The organism is Longimicrobiaceae bacterium (genome assembly GCA_035696245.1).
In the GTDB taxonomy this organism is placed as follows: Bacteria; Gemmatimonadota; Gemmatimonadetes; order Longimicrobiales; family Longimicrobiaceae; genus DASRQW01.
The window spans coordinates 1-19988 of sequence record DASRQW010000507.1; the positions used below are offsets into that span (position 1 = coordinate 1).

At 70.7% G+C, this 19988-nt stretch carries 17 protein-coding genes; 8 read left to right on the forward strand and 9 right to left on the reverse strand.

Features of this window, described 5'->3' with window-relative positions; genetic code table 11:
* A partial coding sequence (locus VFE05_22650; protein HET6232894.1) for an L-threonylcarbamoyladenylate synthase occupies window positions 1-290 on the reverse strand: 290 nt, incomplete at its 3' end.
* A gap of 290 nt (window positions 291-580) precedes the next feature.
* Between VFE05_22650 and VFE05_22655 the strand changes: the two genes are divergently transcribed.
* Entirely contained in the window at window positions 581-880 is a 300-nt protein-coding gene (locus tag VFE05_22655) for a hypothetical protein (protein ID HET6232895.1), read from the forward strand.
* 449 nt (window positions 881-1329) lie between these two features.
* Here the strand turns inward: VFE05_22655 and VFE05_22660 are convergent, their stop codons facing one another.
* Entirely contained in the window at window positions 1330-2652 is a 1323-nt protein-coding gene (locus tag VFE05_22660) for a pitrilysin family protein (GenBank protein ID HET6232896.1), read from the reverse strand.
* Entirely contained in the window at window positions 2642-3952 is a 1311-nt protein-coding gene (locus VFE05_22665; GenBank protein ID HET6232897.1) for a pitrilysin family protein, read from the reverse strand. Before VFE05_22665 ends, VFE05_22660 begins: the two co-directional genes overlap by 11 nt.
* A 144-nt stretch (window positions 3953-4096) precedes the next feature.
* Here VFE05_22665 and asd point away from each other — a divergent pair, with 144 nt between their 5' ends.
* Complete coding sequence (gene asd / locus VFE05_22670; protein HET6232898.1) at window positions 4097-5029, forward strand: archaetidylserine decarboxylase; 933 nt, start codon at window positions 4097-4099, stop codon at window positions 5027-5029.
* A gap of 241 nt (window positions 5030-5270) precedes the next feature.
* Here the strand turns inward: asd and VFE05_22675 are convergent, their stop codons facing one another.
* On the reverse strand, window positions 5271-5909 hold the full coding sequence (locus tag VFE05_22675) for a hypothetical protein (protein ID HET6232899.1): 639 nt from the start codon (window positions 5907-5909) through the stop codon (window positions 5271-5273).
* A gap of 285 nt (window positions 5910-6194) precedes the next feature.
* Between VFE05_22675 and VFE05_22680 the strand changes: the two genes are divergently transcribed.
* Complete coding sequence (locus tag VFE05_22680) at window positions 6195-7370, forward strand: hydrolase (GenBank protein ID HET6232900.1); 1176 nt, start codon at window positions 6195-6197, stop codon at window positions 7368-7370.
* A 264-nt stretch (window positions 7371-7634) separates the two neighbouring features.
* Here the strand turns inward: VFE05_22680 and VFE05_22685 are convergent, their stop codons facing one another.
* The 4 genes from VFE05_22685 to VFE05_22700 all read right to left on the reverse strand — a co-directional run bounded on the left by VFE05_22685 (window position 7635) and on the right by VFE05_22700 (window position 10400).
* Entirely contained in the window at window positions 7635-8153 is a 519-nt protein-coding gene (locus VFE05_22685) for a hypothetical protein (protein HET6232901.1), read from the reverse strand.
* Window positions 8154-8596: 443 nt separating this feature from the next.
* Entirely contained in the window at window positions 8597-9127 is a 531-nt protein-coding gene (locus VFE05_22690; protein ID HET6232902.1) for a VOC family protein, read from the reverse strand.
* 14 nt (window positions 9128-9141) lie between these two features.
* Entirely contained in the window at window positions 9142-9795 is a 654-nt protein-coding gene (locus VFE05_22695; GenBank protein ID HET6232903.1) for an NAD(P)-dependent oxidoreductase, read from the reverse strand.
* 158 nt (window positions 9796-9953) lie between these two features.
* Window positions 9954-10400 carry an Rrf2 family transcriptional regulator gene (locus VFE05_22700; GenBank protein HET6232904.1) on the reverse strand — a complete coding sequence of 149 codons (447 nt, stop codon included), beginning with the start codon at window positions 10398-10400 and terminating at the stop codon, window positions 9954-9956.
* A gap of 294 nt (window positions 10401-10694) precedes the next feature.
* On the opposite strand from VFE05_22700, the gene VFE05_22705 reads away from it, so the two are divergent.
* Window positions 10695-11750: a hypothetical protein gene (locus VFE05_22705; protein HET6232905.1), complete on the forward strand. Its 1056-nt coding sequence runs from the start codon at window positions 10695-10697 to the stop codon at window positions 11748-11750.
* Between the two features lie 229 nt (window positions 11751-11979).
* Here VFE05_22705 and VFE05_22710 read toward each other — a convergent pair whose 3' ends face one another.
* The gene (locus tag VFE05_22710) at window positions 11980-12873 is read right to left on the reverse strand and encodes an alpha/beta hydrolase (GenBank protein HET6232906.1); all 894 of its coding nucleotides are present in this window, start codon (window positions 12871-12873) and stop codon (window positions 11980-11982) included.
* Between the two features lie 384 nt (window positions 12874-13257).
* On the opposite strand from VFE05_22710, the gene VFE05_22715 reads away from it, so the two are divergent.
* From VFE05_22715 to VFE05_22730, 4 genes are all read left to right on the forward strand, one after another.
* Complete coding sequence (locus VFE05_22715) at window positions 13258-16014, forward strand: TonB-dependent receptor (protein HET6232907.1); 2757 nt, start codon at window positions 13258-13260, stop codon at window positions 16012-16014.
* Window positions 16015-16636: 622 nt separating this feature from the next.
* Window positions 16637-18388, forward strand: a complete 1752-nt coding sequence (locus tag VFE05_22720; GenBank protein HET6232908.1) for a fibronectin type III domain-containing protein — start codon at window positions 16637-16639, stop codon at window positions 18386-18388.
* Between the two features lie 84 nt (window positions 18389-18472).
* Window positions 18473-19111, forward strand: coding sequence for a hypothetical protein (locus VFE05_22725; GenBank protein ID HET6232909.1), 639 nt, complete (start codon window positions 18473-18475; stop codon window positions 19109-19111).
* A gap of 577 nt (window positions 19112-19688) precedes the next feature.
* Window positions 19689-19883 carry a hypothetical protein gene (locus VFE05_22730; protein ID HET6232910.1) on the forward strand — a complete coding sequence of 65 codons (195 nt, stop codon included), beginning with the start codon at window positions 19689-19691 and terminating at the stop codon, window positions 19881-19883.
* Window positions 19884-19988: the final 105 nt, after the last annotated feature.

Here is a 19988-nt window from a genome sequence, read left to right on the forward strand (position 1 = left end):
AGCGGGCCCGGCCAGAACGCCGCCGCCAGTTCGTCCGCCAGCGCGGGCCAGGCGGAGGAGAGGGCGCGCGCCGCATCGACGTCCGCGACGTGGACGATGAGCGGGTTGTAGCCGGGGCGTCCCTTGGCTTCGTAGATGCGCGCGACGGCCGCCGGGTCCAGCGCGTTGGCGCCAAGCCCGTAGACCGTCTCGGTGGGGAAGGCGACCAGGCCGCCGGACCGCAGGATGTTGGCCGCGCGCGTCAGAACGGCGCCCTCCGGCGCGTTGGGATCGACGCGGATCACGCTCACCGCCGGGCCCCGATGAGGCGCGGGCCCAACCCATCGCGACGCCGTTGCGCGGACGATGCCGGGCAGCGAACGGGGGGTGTGGTACGGCGTGCCGACGTCAAACGTTCCTGCCGTGGACCGGGTCCGGTTCTTGCCCGAACGGCAACCGAGGCTGCGCCGGCGAAGCCGCGGCGGCACGGGTGGACGGACGGGGTGCGCGAACACGCTCCCGGGGCCCTGTACCTTCGAAATCGCCGTTCAGAGATAGAGGCCAAAGCGCGATCCGCAATCCGTCCCCAAGGAGGTTCCCGATGTTCTCGTTCTTCATGGCGGCGCTGTGGGTGGTCCTGTTGGTGGCGCCGCTCGCGCTTCTGGTGGCCCTGCTCCCGGTGGGCCGCGACTGCCCGCGGTGCGGCACCGAGACGCTGCCCATCCGCAAGCCGCTGCTGCGCCCCGTGCGCCGCATGGTCGCGCACCGCTGGTGCACCGCCTGCGGCTGGGAAGGGGCCACCCGCCACACCCACCTGGTCCCCAGCATGCCCGCCCTGGAAGCCGTCCCCGAGGACCGCGACGGCGACGACGACGCGGCATGGAGAAGCTCGGGCTACTGACCCGGCGGTTCTTCGAAGCTCGGCAGATGCACGGCCCGCTACCCGGCGGGCCGTTTTCGTTCCCCGTCGGCGGATGCCAGCCGAGCCGCGGATCTCCATCCCGCGGTGCAGACCGGACGGTTCCCGGATCCGTTCATCTCCCGCGATGGAAGATCTTGCCGAATCGCGAACCGCCGCGAGCGCCAACGCGAGACGAAGTCCGATCATCCCGCGGCACGACCACCGTCGAAGCCGCACCGCCCTGGCGGGTAAACCCGCGGGGCTACGACGGCGCGAAGCCCGCCTGCGCGGACTGCTGCCGCATCATCCGTGCGACACGGAGCCGCATCCGCCGCGGATTGAACAGCGGCTCCCTGTCAAGCGAGGATCTAACAGTGCACCAACCCTCCCCCAGGCAGTTTTGGGGGAGGGTCGTCGAGCCCAAGCGAGGCGGGGAGGGGGGCCCGCCCTCAGCCCTCGATTCCCGCTCCGACGACGACGGTGACCACGCGGGCCGGGTCGAAGTGCTCGCGGGCGAGGCGGAGGACGTCGTCCGCCGTCACCTTCTCGACCTGCGCGGGGAAGGTCTCCCAGTAGTCGCGCGGCAGATCGTACGCCTCCAGCGTGGCGAGGCGGCTGGCGATGCGGCCCGGCGTCTCGAAAGCCCGCGGCAGCGAGAGGACGAGCGCGTCCTTGGCGCGGCGCAGCTCGGCCTCGGGGACGGGCTCTTCCGTCATCCGCCGCATCTCGGCGAGGATCTCGCGGACGGCGCCGGCGGTGACCTCCACGTCCACCGCCGTCTCCGCCGCCCACCCGCCGGGCGCCAGCCCCGCCGAGAAGGCCGAGCGGGCGCCGTACGTCCATCCCTTGTCCTCGCGCAGGTTGGCGCCCAGCCGCCCGGTGATGGTGCTGCCGCCCAAGATGTAGTTCGTGACGCCAGCCGCGATCCAGTCCGGCGAGTGCCGGTCCAGGCCGATGCCGGCGACGCGGATCTCGGACTGGGCCGCATCTTCCCACGGCACCAGCACCGTGCGTCCGGCGGCGCGGGGCGCTGGCGGCACGGGAGGATACACGGGCAGCGGCACGTCGCCCTGCCAGTCCGCGAAGGCGGTCTCCAGCGACGCGCGCAACTCCGCGGGCTCGTAGTCGCCCGCGACGACCACGAAGGCGCCGCGGGGCTGGTAGTGCAGCGCGTGGAAGGCCGCCATCTCCTCGCGCGTGACCGCGGCGATGCCCTCGGGCGTGCCGAACGACGGCAGCGCGTACGGGTGCTCCGGCCCGAACGCCTCCAGCGTGGTCCGGTCGTCGGCCACGTTCGCGGGCTCGTCCAGCCGCGCGACCAGCGCGTCCAGCGCCTCGGCCCGCACCCGCTCCGTCTCGTCTGCCGGAAACGCAGGGCGGGTGACGATCTCTGCGAAGAGCGCGATGCCCTCGGCCAGCGTGTCGCTGAGGAAGATGCCTTCCACGTCCGTGAAGTCGTGGCCCACGCTGGCATGCACCGCTGCGCCCAGCATGTCCAGCCGCGCGTTCAGCTCGTCGGCCGACAGCCGCTGCGTGCCCTCGGTGAGCAGGCTGGAGACGAGCGACGCCGTGCCGGGCAGCGCCGGCGGGTCGGCGACCGAGCCCGCGGGCAGCGTGAGGCGGATCACGAGCTGCGGCAGTCCCGGCCGATGCGCGGCGATCACGCGCAGGCCGTTGGGCAGCGTCCACCGCTCCGGGTGCGGGGCGCGAGGCGCGGGCGGCGGGCCCAGGACGGGCTGCGGCATCACGGCGGGCATCGGATCAAGCGGCATCTTCCACCTCCTCCTCGGCACCGGGGACCACGACGAGCGTGGCGGCGCGGCCGGCGCCCAGGTAGCGCGCAGCGACCCGCCGCACGTCGTCGGCCGTAACCTCGCCGTACGCGTCCATCATCTCCCCCAGCGCCTCGGCGCGGCCCAGGACGGTGGCGGCGTAGGCGAGGGCGTCGGCCCGCTCCTCCACCGTCGCCATCTCGGCCACGTGGTCGCGGCGCACGCGGCGGACGGCGCCCAGCACCTCGTCCTCCGTCACCCCGCCCGCGGCGACCTCGTCCAGCGCGCGGCGGACGGCGGACTCCATCGCCTCGGCCGGGATTCCGGAGCGCGCGGTGGCGACGATGCCGAACACGCCGCAGCGGGCGGTGGGATAGAGGTAGCTGTCCACGTCCTGCGCGATCCGGCCGTCGCGCACCAGCGCCTTCTGCAGGCGCGAGCTCTCCCCGTCGGCCAGCAGGAAGGCGAGCACGTCCAGCGCGACCCACTCGGCGTCGCCGTACGCGGGCACCGTCCAGGCCTGGTACAGGCGCGGGAACGAGACGTCGTCCTCCATCGTCTCCCTGCGCACGCGCGGCGCGGCCGGCAGCGAGCCCATCCGCGCGATGCGGGGGATGCGCGGCCCGGCGGGCAGGTCGCCGAAGTAGCGCTCGGCCAGCTCGAAGGCGCGCTGGGGCGAGATGTCGCCCGCGAAGACCAGCACCGCGTTGCCCGCGGTGTAGTAGGTCTGGTAGAATGTGCGCGCGTCTTCGAGCGTGATGGCCTCCAGGTCGGCCATGTAGCCGATGGTGGGCCAGCTGTACGCGTGCCCCTCGGGGAAGAGCATCTCGTGCAGCCGCTCGTCGGCCATCCCGTACGGGCGGCTGTCGTACGACTGGCGGCGCTCGTTGATCACTACGCCGCGCTGCAGCTCCAGCATCTCCTCGCCCAGCACGGGAAGGAAGTGCGCCATGCGGTCGCGCTCCAGCCACAGCGCCAGCTCCACGGCGTTGCTGGGGACCGTCTCGAAGTAGTTGGTGCGGTCCAGCCAGGTGCTGCCGTTGTTGGTGCCGCCCGCGCGCTCCAGCAGGTCGTCGAACTGGCCCTTGGGGGCGTGCTGGCTGCCCTCGAACATCAGGTGCTCCAGCAGGTGGGCCAGCCCCGTGCGCCCCGGCCGCTCGTCGGCGCTGCCGGCGCGGTACATCAGGTGCACGGCCACGATGGGCGACGACGTGTCTTCGTGCGCCACCACGCGCATGCCGTTGGCGAGGGTCGTGGTGCGCGAGGGGACGTGGAGCGGCGCGAGCTTGGGTTCGGTCACGATGGCGGACGGCCTCTGCGTCTGGTGTCGGTCCGGTCTGGCTTTCGGGCGCGCCCCCGGGTGGCGCGAGGGCCCGAATGTAACACATTTCCTCCGGCCGCGCTTCCCGCGGGCCGGGCTCGTTCCCTGCATGACGCGGTGCGCATGTCCAGTCCCGGCCCCGATCCGTCCCTGCCCGCCGACCCGCCCGACGTGCCCCGCTTCCGGTCGCGCGCCATGCTGCGCGTGCTCTCGCGCCTGCCGCAGGGCGCGCTGAGCCGCGGCTTCGGCGCGCTGGCCGACGTGCCGCTTCCGCGGGCTGTGCGGAAGACCGTGCTCGGCGCCTTCGCGCGCGGCGTGGGCGCCGACCCGGGCGAGGCGGAGCTGCCGCTGGAGGAGTACCCGTCGCTGAACCGCTTCTTCACGCGCAGGCTGCGCGCAGGGGCACGGACGTGGCCGGGAGATGCGCGGCTGGCGGCGTGCCCGGTGGACGGCGCGGCGGGGCAGATGGGGGTCGTGGAGGCGGGGCGGCTGATCCAGGCGAAGGGCAGGGGATACTCGCTGGAGCGCCTGCTGGACGACGGAGACGAGTGGCGGCGGTTCGACGGCGGCGCGTTTCTCACCGTCTACCTCAGCCCCAAGGACTACCACCGCATCCACACGCCGTGCGACGGCGAGATCGGGCGCGCGCGGCACGTGCCCGGCACGCTGCTGCCGGTGAACGTGCCCGCGGTGGCGCACGTGGACGAGCTGTTCGCGCGCAACGAGCGGCTGCTGTGCTACATCGACGGGCCGCTGGGACGCGTGGCGCTGGTCGCGGTGGGCGCCTACAACGTGGGCCGCATCTCCGCCGCCTTCGATCCGGGCTGGAACGCGCCGCCGGGCCGCAGCCAGTGGGTGACGAACCGCGCGGGCGCGGATGCGGAGACGCGCATCTACGACCCGCCCGTCCGCGTGAAGCAGGGCGACGAGGTGATGACCTTCCACCTCGGCTCCACCATCGTCCTCGTCTTCGAGCCCGGCCGCGTCAAGCTCGACGCGGCGCTGAAGCCTGGCGCCAAGGTGCGGCTGGGCTCGGTGATCGGCAGCGCGCCGTAGGCCGGCGCGTCAGCGGCAGGTCTTCCGGTCGATCTCGCGGATCAGGATGAGCTCGGTGCCGGTGAGGCGGAGTCTGCGGGGTGGGGTATCCCCCTCGCACTTCTCGCTCCCGTCAGGCTCGGTGAATCCCCGCACCTCCACGTAATACGCCTTCGTGGAGTCTGCGGGAGTGTGGAGGCTGGCAGGCGACGCGACCCGGCTCCCGCGCGGCGGGCGGCGCAAGATCGCCGAACGCGATCTGTTACGGGGCTGCCCGTATGGCCTTGGTGTGTTGCGGGAGTTCGACGTGCGGCCGGATGAGCGAATTGACGGAGCTCACGAGCCGGGCGATCTCCACCGCTTTCAGGCCGTCCGTCCACGTCGGGTGAGATTCGGGCCTGTAGTAGCCATAGGTGCGGTACCGATCGTGGTCGAGCAGCTCCACCCGCATCCCCCAGCCGTTCGGGACCTCCACGTTGTCCGGGGCAAGCGAATCGGGGTCGGCCAGGGTCCAGACACCGGCCGCCTCAATCCCGCGCAGCACACCATGCCAGTCCGGCGGCGACGTGAACACCACGCGGCACACACCCGTCCCTGCCACCACGCGGAATTGCTCGCATCGCCCGACGTGCTCGGACAGCATCTTCTCATGCTCCGAGGGGTGTCGATCCTCTACCTGGCCTTTGTCGGAGCGTATGACGTACCAGTGGTGGAAGAGCTGGCCCGTGACATGACCCTTTGTATCGACCAAGCGGTACAGGGAATTAGGCTCGCTGGGCGAGGAGCTCTTCCAGATTCGGATCTCGCGGGTGCCCTCCGGGACCACAGTGACTGCCAGAGGGCGGAGCCCCGCCCCCTCCTCGATCGTGCCGGTGATCGGCGACGAATCGTTCGACTCCATCGGGAAATCTATCGTGTCCACGTGTGGCAGCCCGTACGGCGCCCCGGCGGTGGCAGGGGCAGCGTTGGACGGAGTCCGAGAGGCAATGTGGGACGCAGGCTTGGCACCGCGTCCACATCCGACGAGCACCAGGAGGGCGGCGATCGTGCACGCGGCTCGGAGGGAAACCCCGCGAGGGGGCACGGCGGGTGGAGTTCGCATCTGGCGATCCGGAAGCAGGGGCGGCTGCTGGACAAGACGTATCGACGTATAACGTATCACATACCCTGACGAGAACGAACCATCGTGAACCTGAGTCTTCTGTACCTCAAGCACCGCATCCCGTCGCTCGGCGGGACGCCGGAGGAGATCGCGGAGCGGCTGCGCGCGGCTGGCATCGGCGTGAAGCGCATCGTGCCGCTCAAGGAGCTGCTCGCGGACGTGGTCGTCGCGAAGGTCGAGGAGGTGACGCAGCACCCCAACGCCGACCGGCTGAAGGTGTGCGTGGTCAACGACGGCGGCGAGGAGCGTCTGCAGATCGTGACGGGCGCGAGCAATGTGGCGGCGGGCGAGCTCTACCCGCTCATCCGCAGCGGGGTGACGCTGCCGAACGGGACGAAGATCAAGAAGGGCAAGCTGCGCGGCGAGCTGTCGCAGGGCATGCTCGGCTCGGCGGACGAGCTGGAGCTGGGGACGGACCACGCGGGCCTGCTCACGCTCACCGGCGACCTCACGCCCGGCACGCCGCTGCCGGAAGTGATGGACGTGCCCGGCATCGTCTTCGAACTCGAAGGCGACGTGGACGAGGATGCCGTGCTCCGCGCCCTCTCGCCCGGTGCGAGCGCGGGCGAGGCGTCGGGAGATGCACATCTTCCGAAGGAGAGTTCAGCGGCGGATGGCACGTTGACGCTGAACGCGGCCGAGACTGCGCTGGTGCTGATCGACCTTCAGCAGGGAATCGTGGCGATGGATACGGCGCCGCACACGTCGGCGGAAGTCGTGGCGGAGTGCGCGAAGCTGGCGGACCGGTTCCGAGCCCTCGGTGCGTCCGTGGTGCTGGTGCACGTGGCCTTCGCGGCGGATGGTGCCGACATGCTCAAGCAGCCGGTCGACTCGCCGCGGCCCGGGGGGGTGCCCGCTCCGGGCTGGAGCGACTTCGTGCCGGAGATCGGGCCGCGCGATGGGGATCTGGTCGTGACGAAGCGGCAGTGGGGCGCGTTCTACGGCACGGACCTGGACCTCCAGCTTCGCCGCCGCGGCGTGCGCACGATCGTGCTCGGCGGCATCGCGACGAACTTCGGCGTGGAGTCCACGGCGCGCGCGGCCTTCGAGCACGGGTACGCGGTCGTGCTCGCGGAGGACGCGATGGCGTCGTTCACGGCGGATGCGCACCGGTTCGCCATCTCGACCATCTTCCCGCGCGTCGGCCGCACGCGTTCGACCGCGCAGGTGCTCGCCGCGCTCACGTCAGATTCGCGGTAGCCGCGCATCTCGCGATTGCGCTGCTCCGCCGGTGGCCGCATCGGGAAGCGGCGGGTGTGACGATTCGGTAGATGCTCGGCGGCGCTCGACCGCCGCGTATCTGCCGAAGACGGACGAAGGCGAGGACCTCCGGGCGATACGCGGAGGTCCTCGTGTTCTTCAATGTGCGGTAACCGGTCCGATGAGGGGTCGCTGCTCGACCTTGCGGATGCGATAAATCGCACCCCTACAACTGGTTATGCCACTGTAGGCTTTGCCGGGGCGTCAGTTCCAGACGTCGGGGTGGAGGCGGGCGAGGAGGAGGCGTTCGATGTGCCGTGCGCGGCCCGCGGCGCCGGTGGCGGGCGGGTCGAGCTGGTCGATCACGGAGGCGCGGTAGTCGCCGCCGCGACGAACCTCGACGACGTATGCGCCGCTGGAGGCACCGGGCTGCACCGGCGGACCCTGCGGCGGAAGCGTGAGCAGGCCCGCGTTGACGAGGTCGGTCCACAGGCGGGAGAGATCCGTGGACGTGTGGAGCGGGACCTGGCGCGGGACGCGGGCGACGACGACCTGGCCGTTCTCATCGCCGGTGGATTCGTGACCGCAATTCCTCGCCGCCTGGGCTTCGTAGCCGGGCGTGTTCGCATCGGTGAGGTGGACGTCGCTGGGCACCAGGATCGAGCATCGCTGCACGACGACTTCGGCGGCGGACCAGTGGCCGGCGTGGCGCCACAGCACCAACGCGTTCGTCCGCCGCGCGAAGCCCTGCCAGAAGCGCATCTCTATGTCGTTGGGCTCCATTCTGCTTCGCCTTCAAGTCGCCCAGCGGAGACCGGCTTACCCACTCCCGCACGTCCGCCAGCTCGAAGCGGCGTGCGGGCTCGGACACGTGCGTCGCCTGCGCGGCGGCGGGGAGCGCGAACGCCACGCATGCGGCAGCGGTCAGGATTGCGGATCGGAGCATCGGCAGATGTGCGGCTCGGAGCATCGGCGGAGGTAGGCGAGGGCAGGGAAGAGAAGCCGAGAACATGGGTCGGCGAGCTTGGCGGCGGAAAGATACGAGGCACCGTGAAACCATCGGCGGGCAAGGGTACTTCGCAGTCATTGAGCGGACAAGACTTTCCTCGGCAGAGGGAATCTCACGGCGGCGGGCGGGGTGCGATGCGCCGGACGCGAAAGCGGCGGGGCGGAGAGAATCGAATCTCTCCGCCCCGCCGTGCATCTCCCGTGTGCCGTTCCGTCGTTCAGGCTGGCTGGGCAGCCGGGGGCTGATAGGTGAGCCCTTCTTCCAGGATGGGCTGGAGGTCCAGCGCGCGGGTGAACATCGCCACGTCCCCGTTCGCATCCATGGGCCAGGCTTCGCGCGGGCGGTCCCAGTACAGCTCCACACCGTTGCCGTCAGGGTCGCGCAGGTACAGCGCCTCGCTCACGCCGTGGTCGCTGGCGCCGTCCAGGCGAATGCCCGCCGCCACCAGCCGCCGCAGCGCGTCGCCCAGTGCGGCGCGCGTGGGGTAGAGGATCGCGAGGTGGTACAGGCCCGTCGCGTTCGGCGCCGGCTGGGGTCCGCGCAGGCTCTCCCACGTGTTCAGGCCGATGTGGTGGTGGTAGCCGCCCGCAGAGATGAACGCCGCCTGCGTCCCGTACCGCTGCGTCAGCTCGAAGCCCAGCACGCCGCAGTAGAAGCCCAGTGCGCGCTCCAGGTCCGCGACCTTCAGGTGCACGTGCCCGATGCGCGTGCCCGGGTCGATGGGTGCCGTCGTCGTCGTATCCGTCATGCTTCCTCGTCTCGTTAGTATGCCACGCCGATACGCTCGCGCACGAACCGGCCGTTCTCCAGCTCGTCCACGATGGCGACCGCGTAATCTTCGGCAGAGATGCGGCTCTCGCCGTTCCCGTCGGTCAGCAGCTGGTCGCCGCCCACGCGGAACTCGCCCGTGCGCTCGCCCGGCTCGATGAGCGCGGCGGGGCTCACGTACGTCCACTCCAGCGCGTCCGCGGCGCCCGAGCGGAACAGGTCCAGCACGTCGCGGTGCGCGAGCGCCACGCCCTTCCACCCCTCCGGGAACTCCGGCGTGTCCACCAGCTGCATGCCGGGCGCGACCTCCAGGCTCCCCGCGCCGCCCACTACGAGCACGCGCCGCACGCCCGCCTCGGTCAGACCGTCGATGAGCGCTCGGGCCGACCGTCCGACCATGTCGTCGGGCTGCGCACCGGGCCCGAAGCCGGGACCGACGGCGCTCACCACGGCGTCCGCCCCGTGCACCGCCGCGGCCACGCTCGACGCATCCGTTGCCTCGGCCTGCACGACGCGTGCGCCGTCCACGGGCGACCTGAAGCGCGACGGGTCGCGTGTCACCGCGATCACCTCGTGCCCGCGCTCCGCCGCCTCGCGCGCAACCCGCTGCCCGATCGTCCCGCCCGCCCCCAAGATCGCGATCTTCATCTCAACCGCCTGTCGTTCATGGTAGATACGCGGCGTCCGTCTCTCGCACGCCGTCCTTCGACTGCTCTCACCCAGCCCGCTCGTCTCTTCTCACCGATGCGGGGGAAGTTTGCCGTTGATGTGTAGCCGATCCTGCAACACACTCGGGCAAACCGAGTTCACGCCGTTCCCGTCGAACGTTCGCGCTCGCGCCGGGTGACGTCGTGCACGATGCCAGCGATGGTCTGCACGGCGAGGCGTTCTTCCAGCGCGCGGGCGGCGGCGTCCATCTCCACCTCCAGCGCGCCCTGGATGTTGCGGCCGACGGGGCACGCGGGGTTCGGCGGCTCGCGGTGCAGGCCGAAAAGCTCGCCGTCGTCCACCGCGCGGTGCACGTCCAGCAGCGTGATCTCGTCCGCAGGGCGGGCGAGGAGCGCGCCGCCGCCGGTGCCCATCTGCGAGCGGGTGAGCCCGGCCTTCGCCAGCATCGACAGGATGCGCCGCACTACTGCCGCGTTCGTGTTCACGCTTCCCGCGGCGTACTCCGATGTCACGGGCACGCCGCCACTCATCTCCAGAAGCGTGAGCACGTGCACTGCGACTGCGAATCGGCTGCTGGTCGTCATCTCACGTCCCGTTCAAGTGTGTAACTAATATAGATACACATCTCGCTTCGCGCAATGTCTCTGTTGCAACAACTATCTGCGACATCCATCCGGCGACTCGAACACGAGGTGCTACGCGATAGCCGAGCCGACATCCACAATGTCCGGATGTTTGTAGGTGGGTGTGTTAGATGCTGCGATGCAACGTTTTAGGCCAGTATCTGGAACGCATGTTGCTCTCGTCGCACCGGCCGAAATCCATCTCTCGACGGCGGACATTCACCGCCATCGCTGCCTCGTGAACAGGGAGGACCCATGCGCCGACTCGTATTCGTTCCGCTGGCCGCCGCGGCGCTCGCGGCCTGCGCGGACTCGTCCGTCGTGCCCACAGCGCCGGGCGGGCCGGCCGCTGCCGAGCGTTCGGCGCCGGGCATCACCGTCTCGCAGCCTCAGGTCATCGCGGTCAACGAGGGCGGGCAGCTTTACGCGCAGAACCTGCCGCTGCCGGACGTGGGCGGAAAGCGCGTGGTGTGGCAGGACGCATCTTCCGGCACCACGCAGATTTTGTCGTACGAGCTGACGACGGGGAGGCGCGCGGTCCTGGGCTCCATCGCGGGCAGCCACGCCTACCCCGCCACCGACGGGCGCTACTCCGCGTGGGTGGACGAGACCGGCGCGATCCACGTCTACGACGCGAACTCCGGATCGACGCGGACGGTGGGCGCCGGCTACGGTCCGCAGGTGTCCGGCGACGAGGTGGCGTTCGTGGACTTCTCCGCCGGCGTGGGCAACGCGGCGGTGTACGACGCGTCCGCCGGCACCACGCGCCTCGTCACCCACTACACGGCGGATTCCGGCGACGCGGTTCGAGCAGTGGACGTGGACGGGAAGATCGTGGCGTTCTCCACCTACACCACGCGCTCGCCGTACACCGCGGGCATCGCGTGGGCGGACCTGCGCACGGGCGAGGTGCACGAGGTGGTGCACGTGAATTCGCAGGCCATCGGCGACCCGTCCGTCTCCGGCAGCCGCATCGTGTGGGCGGACGACCGCAGCGGCAACTACGACGTGTACCTGGACGACGTGCGCACGGGCGAGCAGCGGCAGATCACGACGGACCCGGCGGGCCAGTTCAACGCGCAGATCAGCGGCAGCCTGATCGTGTGGGAAGACAGCCGCAACAGCCAGAGCCACTACTTCCCGGAGAACGACGTCTACCTCTTCGACCTCGTTACGAACACCGAGAGCCCCGTCGCGATCGGGCCGGACCACGCGGGCTGGCCTCGCATCTCCGGGCACTACGTCCTGTGGACCGCGCGTACCAACGACCGCTGGGAGGTCACGATGGCTGAGGTGCACCGCGGCGGCTGACCGCCTTCGCCCGGCTGCCCGGCCGACGTGAAAAGGCCCGCATCCCCAAGCGGTTCGGGAGATGCGGGCAGGCGGCGCCCGGAGAGCAAGCGTGGGAGTGTTCGGGAGACGAGATGTACGAATCGCCCCAGCGGATCTCGATCCGCCGGGGCGATTTCGGCTTTCGTCGAAGCGGGCGCGGCACGAGTCGGCAGAGGAGCGGGCCGGCCGCGGGCTCGCGGATGAACGATTACGGACGGCCGGAGGGCTGCGCTCCCGCGGCGGCCGGGGCGGACGCTCCCGCCGGCTTCGTGAAGCCCTGCGCGTCCATCCAGTAGAAGAACTCCTCCAGCCAGTGGTCGCTGGTGGTTCCCTGCTTTCGCGTGCCGAAGCCGTGGCCGCCCGCGCTGTAGACGTGCACCTCGGGCTTGTGCCCGGCGGCACGGAGCGCGTCGTAGAAGCGGAGGATGAACCCCGGGGCCACGTTGTCGTCCTGCGCCCAGGCCATGAACATGGGCGGCAGCCGTGCCGGGATCTGCGGCATCACGCCGAACGGCGCACCGTAGATGACCGCCCCGAAGTCCGGCCGCGCCGCCGAGTCCGCCTGTAGCAGTGCCGCGCTCGTCACCATTCCCCCGGCCGAGAACCCGATCATCCCCACGCGATTCGGCGAGACGCCCCATTCGGCGGCGTGGGTCCGCACCACCTTGAGCGCCTGTATCCCGTCCGCGATGCCGTACCGGCCCACGGAATCCATGTCCATCTGCGGGATTCCCTCCTGGTGCTTCTCCAGAATGCGGTACTTGAGTACGAAGGCGGCGATCCCCCGCGCCTGGAGCTGCCGCGCCACCTCCTCGGCCTCCACGCTCATCGCCAGCGCCACGAACGCACCACCGGGCGCGATGATCACGCCGGCTCCCGTCGCCTTGCTCCGCTCGGGCAGGTACGCCGTGAGCGTGGGCGTGCTGACGTTGATGACGATGGTGCCCACGGGCGTGTTCTCGATCGTGTGTTCCTCCTGGTGCCACGTCTCGGACCCCGGCGCGACCCCCGGCCAGAGGTTCACCACCTGGGCGCGAACGGGGCCGCACGCCAGCAGCGCGAACGCGATCCCGCCCGCCGTGCGAACAAGTGTTCGGCGCATCGTCACTCCCCTGTTGCTGGATTCGGTTGCTGGATGGGACTCGCGGCACGCGCAGCCGCAAAGCGAGCGCATCCGTGCCCGGGCACGTTCGCAGAGTAGGGAACGGCCGCCGGGTGCGCCAGGGCAGCGTCCCTCGCCGCCCGTTACGCGGCCGGAACGGTCCGGCCGACAGGGGAGAACGGGATGCGGTGCGGGGCCGATCGTCACCGCTTCGGGGTCGTTTCGAGTTCGGGAGATGGCGGGCGGGGAGAAAAGACGCGGTGCCGTTACGTACGGGTGACCGAACCGAGCGGAGTCCGATTCGGGAGCCTTGCATCTTCCCCCTCGGAAGTGGAGCCGTGCTCCGCATCCCGAACTCAACTCCGACATCGGGAACGATACCAGATGAACGCTCGAAACGGCGTTTGGACGATGCTGGCCGCGCTCTGCATGGCGTCGGCACCGGCGGCGGCGCAGGGCCCCGTTGGACAGATCACCGGGCGCGTGGTCGATGCGCAGAGCGGCCGCGGCGTTACAGGCGCCCGCGTGGCGGTGCAGGGAACCACCCTCGCCGCCGCGGCCGGGGTGGACGGACGGTACACGCTGAGGAGCGTTCCGGCCGGCCCGCACGCCATCACCGTATCGATGCTGGGGTACGGCGCCAAGACCGTCACGGGCGTGAACGTCACGGCGGGCGCGGCAGCCACGGCAGACGTCTCGCTCTCGGCCGCGGCCATCGGCATCGGCCCCATCTCCGTCTCCGCCACGCGCGAGCGCGGCTCGGTGGGCGCGGCGCTCGACGCGCAGCGCACGGCCACGGGCGTGGTCAATTCCGTCACGGCCGAGCAGATCGCCAAGAGCCCGGACGTGAACGCCGCGCAGGCCGTGCAGCGAGTGAGCGGCGTCACGGTGCAGGACGGCAAGTACGTGGTCGTCCGCGGCCTGGGCGAGCGCTACACCACCACGTCGCTGAACGGCGCCCGCCTGCCCAGCCCGGAGACGGACCGCAAGGTGGTGCCGCTGGACCTCTTCCCCGCGTCGCTGCTGCAGACGGTGGCGACGTCCAAGACCTTCACGCCGGACCAGACGGGCGACTTCAGCGGCGCCCAGGTGGACATCCGCACGCGCGAGTACCCATCGCGCCGCGTGGTGACCGTCACGACGAGCGGCGGCTTCAACGACGCCGCCACGGGACGGTCGCTCGTGGGCGCACCCACCGCGGGCGGCGAGTGGCTGGGCCTGGCCGGCACCAGCCGCGCGCTGCCGCAGGCCGTGCGCGACGGCGGTGACTTCCGCAACGTGCCGCAGGTGGTGAACAACCGCGCCGTCCGCTCTTTCCGCGATTCGTGGACGCCGCGCGGCTCCACGGGCGCGCCCAACGGCACCTTCGGCCTCACCGTCGGCGGCAGCGATCCTATCTTCGGCCACACGCTGGGCTACGTCTTCTCCGGCTCGTACAACCGCAGCCAGGAGGTGCGGCGGAACGAGCATCGCGCGCTGGCGGTGGGCGAGCCCACGCAGGCGCTGAACGTGTTCGACGGCGAGACGGGGCGCGTGGGCGTGCTGTGGGGCGGCGTGGCCAACTTGAGCACGCAGATCGGCGGCGGCACCCGCATCGCCTTCAACAACGTGTACAACCGCAGCGCCGACAACGAGGCGCACCAGGACCACGACGGCTCACTGTACGGCTACGACTTCCCGGTGCGCCGCAGCTGGCTGAGCTACGTGGAGCGGTCGGTTCGCTCCAACCAGCTCCGCGGCGAGCACGCGCTGGGCGGCCGGCAGGCGTTCTCGTGGCAGCTCACCTCGTCCGGCGTCACGCGCAGCGAGCCGGACCGCACCGACCTGCTGTACGTGAGCGACGCGCAGGGCCGCTACGCGCTGGAGACGTTCACCGGCTCCGGCGTGCGCCGCTCGTTCAGCGACCTGGGCGAGCGCAGCCTGAGCGAGGGGGCGGACTACAAGCTGGACCTGGGCCCGTCCGGCAGCCGCACGCAGCTCAAGGTGGGCGGCCTGTTCCGCCAGACGCGGCGCGACGTGGACCTGCGCACCTTCGGCATCCAGGCGTTCGGCCTCACCGAGCAGCAGGCCATGATGGGCCCCGAGCAGCTCTTCGGCGGCGCGCTGGCGGCAGACGACAGCGCGCACTTCTACGTGAACGACAGCTCCGCGGGCGGCCGCTACGCCGCGCGCGACCACGTGGGCGCGGGCTACGCCATGCTCGACCACCCGTTCGGCGAGCGGGTGCGCGTGGTGGCCGGCGCGCGCGTGGAGAGCTGGAACCTGGACATCGCCGCGCGCCGGGTGAACGCGCCCAGCGACACCACCTATACGTACCGCAGCACCGACGTGCTGCCGTCGCTGGCGGTGAACGTGAAGCTGCGCGACACGCAGAACCTGCGCTTCTCCGTCTCGCAGACGCTTTCGCGGCCGGAGTACCGCGAGCTGGTGCCGTTCCTCCAGACCAACCCCGTGGGCGACGTGGACTTCTTCGGGAACGCCAGCCTGAAGCGCGCGCTCATCCGCAACTTCGACACGCGGTGGGAGAGCTACCCGCGCAGCGGCGAGGTGATCACGGTGGGCGTGTTCGCCAAGCAGTTCATCCGCCCCATCGAGCAGATCCAGGTGGCCAGCACGGGCGGCAGCATCCTCAGCTTCGTGAACACCGACCGCGCCGTCAACTACGGCGTGGAGCTGGAGGCGCGGCGCGACCTGGACTTCCTGGCCGAGCGCCTGTCCTCCTTCAGCGCCTTCGCCAACGCGACGCTGATGAAGAGCGAGATCCAGGTGGGCAACGACAGCATCTCCGCCCTGACCAACTCCAAGCGCCCCATGGTGGGGCAGTCGCCGTACGTGGTGAACGCCGGCCTGTCGTACGGCAGCGCATCGGGCGCCACGAGCGCGACGCTGCTGTACAACGTGGTCGGGCGCCGCATCGTCTCCACCGGCGTGAAGCCGGTGCCGGACACGTACCAGCAGGCGCGCAACGTCCTGGACCTCTCGCTCCAGCAGCGCGTGGGCCGGGGGATGACGGCCAAGCTCAACGCGCGCAACCTGCTGGACGCGCCGTACCGGGAGACGGCTGGCTCCGTGACCCGCCTGGAGTACCGCACCGGCCGCATCTACTCCATCGGCCTCACCTGGACCCCCTCCGGCCAGTAGCCTCCCTCCTCCTCCCGGCTTGCCAACGGCGAGCCGGGAGATGCGGGGCCAGCGGTCCCCCACGCCGGCAGCCCCCGAAAGCATGCGCCGCTGCTCATCTCCAGAGATGCGCAGCGGCGTTTTCGTTCTCGGGAGATGCACATCGACGCACGACCTGCGGAGGATCGGGATCAAGATGCGGATGCGGGGACGCCGTGGATTCGCCGATCAGACGCGCTTCGGACGATGGGAGGCGGCGATTGCCTGGCGGGTAAACCCGCGCAACATCGGCAGAAAGCCCGCCTGCGCGGGCTGCTCCTCGGCCATCGCTGCGCTTCAAAGCGTCGATGAGGCGCCGGCGCGCGTGGCGGACGGGAGATGCGCGGAGCCCTCGCCCGAAGGACGACCGCGGTTCTCAGCCGGTGGTTTCACACCACCGGCTGATGCTGTCGAACCGAAATCATCGCTCGAAAACCTGCCGTGCGTCCGTCATCCATCCAACTCCATCCCACCCGGCGCACGAAAGCTCTTCCACTCGTGACCCACACGTGACAGCGGTGCTGCGGGGGCGATGCGGGGCGGGCCGAGCTTGAGGGTGCCGAGCGGAACCGCTCGCCAACGTCCACCCCATTCGAATGGGTCCATGATGCGCTTGCAAACCCGTCGCGCACTTCTGGCCGGCGCCGTCGCCCTCACCGGGCTGCTGGCGGCCTGCAACGGCGACAGCACCGGCAACGGCGGCTCGAAGGCCCCGAAGAACGTCACCGCGGCGGCCGCCTCGGCCAACTCCGTCACCCTCACCTGGAGCCCGGTGAGCGGCGCCACCGCGTACGTGGTACAGCGCTCCGCCGGCGGCGCGGCCTATGCCGAGGTCGCGCGGCCCGCGTCGCCGTCCTTCACCGACGCGGGCCTTCAGCCCAACACCGGCTACAGCTACCAGGTCGCCGCGATGGTCGGCGGCGCGGCCACGGAGTTCTCGGCGCCCGTGGGCGTGACCACCAAGGGGGCGGGCACCGCGCAGGTCACCGTCTCCGGCAACATCGTCGCCAACCGCACCTTCTTCGCGGACACCGTGTACGTGCTCAGCGGCTTCGTGAAGGTACGCTCGGGCGCCACGCTGTTCATCCAGCCCGGAACCAAGATCGTGGGCGACACTACGGTGGACGGCAGCTCGCTGTGGATCACGCGCGGCGCCAAGATCAACGCGCAGGGCACCGCCGCCAACCCCATCGTCTTCACCTCGCAGCGCGCCAAGGGCAATCGCAAGCCGGGCGACTGGGGCGGCATCGTCTTCGTGGGCAACGCGCTGGACAACCGCACCGTCACCGGCGGCGTGAGCACGCTCAGTACCGAGGGCCCCGCGGGCACGGGCCAGAACGTGGCCGAGAACTACGGCGGCGGCAGCGACGCCAACGACAACAGCGGCATCATGCGCTACGTGCGCGTGGAGTTCGCCGGCTTCGCCGTGCAGCTCGACCAGGAGCTGAACGCCTTCTCGTTCTACGCCGTGGGCCGCGGCTCGGACTTCCAGTACCTCCAAGCCATGTCCGGTCTGGACGACTCGTTCGAGTTCTTCGGCGGCTCGGTCGACACGAAGTACACGGTGTCGTACGAGGCCGGCGACGACCACTACGACTGGGCGGAAGGTCACAACGGCCGCCACCAGTTCCTCATCGCGCTCCAGACCTGGCAGGCCACACCGCGGCAGGGCGCTGGCTTCCTCTCGCAGGACCCGCACGGCTTCGAGGGCGACGGCTGCGAGATCGACAAGGCGGGCTGCACCAGCTACCTGGCCGGGCCGCTGTCGCAGCCGGTGTGGGCCAACTTCACGCTCATCGGCACCGGGCCGGGGGTGTTCAGCGCGGCGGGCATCGCGGGCTTCAAGGACGCGAACGGCGCCGTGATCCGCCGCGGCTCGGGCGGCACGCTGGTGAACGGCATCGTGGCCCGCTTCCAGGGCATCGGCCTGAACGTTCGCGACGCGGCCACCGACCAGCAGCGCCAGAACGACAGCCTCACCATCGCCAACACGATCTTCAACGAGAACGTGGGCGGCAACTTCGACGCGGCCGCGGCGTGCATCGCCACGGGCAGCGGCGGGAGCTGCGGCACGAAGTCCAACTTCCCCGGCGCGGTGGACATGAGCGTCAACACCTCGTCGCTCTTCGCGCAGCTCCCGGCGCCCGGCGTGGTGCCCACGCTGGCCACGCTGGACTGGACGCCGTCCGCGGGCTCGGCGCTCGCCACGGGCGGCATGGGCACCTTCAGCAGCCGCATCGCCGGGCGGGTGACCAGCTTCTTCGGCGCGAACATGCAGGCCACGGCGTACGTGGGCGCGGCGGACCCGGCCGGCGCCAAGTGGTGGCAGGGCTGGACCGTGTACGATCGCAACTGATCCGCACGCCCGCGCAGAACGAAAGGGCGGGCGCCACCCGGCGTCCGCCCCCCTCCCGCAACCGCGACCCGCTCCTCTACGCAGATGAACCCCAAGCCGTACCTCGTCCTCCTCGCCTCCGCACTCGCCGCGGCGGCCTGCGACTCTCCCGCGCCCCGCGCAGCCGAGGCGAAGGAAGCCGCGCCCGCGTCCGCCGTCGCGACTCCGGCCGCCGCCCCGCTTCCGCAGGACAGCGCGCTGCTCATCGAGGAGCAGCTCCGCCGGTTCCGCGCGGGCCTGGTGGAGCCGAAAGGGCTGGAGAACGGCTTCCGCAGCCCGGACGCGCTGGCCCGCGCCTTCGCCCGCGCCGTGTCCGCCCGCGACACGGCTGCGCTTTCGCGCATGAAGCTCACGCGCGAGGAGTTCGCGTGGTTCTACTATCCGCACAGCCCGCGTTCGCTGCCGCCGTACGAGCTGGACCCGGACCTCGCATGGATGCAGATCCGCGCCAACGGACAGCGGGGCTACATCCGGCTGATGACCCAGTTCGCAGGCACGGAGATGCGCGTGCACGGCCAGGGCTGCGAGGGCAAGACGGAGAGCTACAACGGCGTCCGCGTGATGAGCTACTGCTGGATCCGCTACACCGGCGCGGACGGGCGCACGGGCCGCGACATCCTCTACGGAGGCATCATCGAGCGCGGCGGCATCTACAAGCTCGTCTCCTTCGCCAACCGTCTCTGACCCCACGGCCGTGTTGCCCCGCAGCCACACCTGATGAACGCAGACGGACGATGTGAAGCGGCCGAACCCCACGCCCGGGTCCGGCCGCTTCTCCGTCGATGAACGTGGAGCTTCGCGTCGCCGATTGGAAAAGACGGCGCGCCACCTCAACAAATCCACCGACGCCAGCGGATTTCCGTCCCGGCAGTCATGCGGTGGTAGCTGCGCGGAACCGGGTGCCCGGCCACGCGGCTGAACCGAGGGCGAGCGACCGGATAACATCTTCAGTCTGAAGATTTTCCGCCTTTTCGCGCCGGCGCGGTCGCGGGAATCCGAGCCCCCGCGCGCGATTCGGGCGTGCTCAGATGACGGTAATCGGAAGTTCCTGTGACGGGGCGGCACACGGGTTGAGCACGGCGCTTGCTTTACCGGCTGGCGTGGGCGCCGGATGCGGGCATCGGAGCGGGGCGGGGAAGTGCGACCGTCAGTGGCGATACAGCATGGTTACGCCACCGCGAAGATGCCGGGATCCGCGCCCACAATCGTTCAGTCGGAACGCAACGCAGGTAAAGAAACGCACAAACGGAGCAGAGCAGTAATGGCATTCCCCAACCACGACAGGGCCGCGGTCCGCGGCACCACGCGCCGGCCCACCTTCGCCGCGCTGAGCGGCACCCGCCGCCGCGCCCCCCGCGCCGCAGCCCCCGCGCCCGCCCCGGCCGCCTACGACGACGAGTCCATCTTCGTCTGCCCCGACCGCGACGGCACAGGCTTCATCCCCAGCAGCCGCTGACCGGGCCGCCGGCCGAGCGCGAATCGCCCCGGCCAGCCCCGCAAGCCCTTCCCCCGAAAGCAGTTCTCCCCTCTCCCGCTTGCGGGGGAGGGGCCGGGGGAGGGG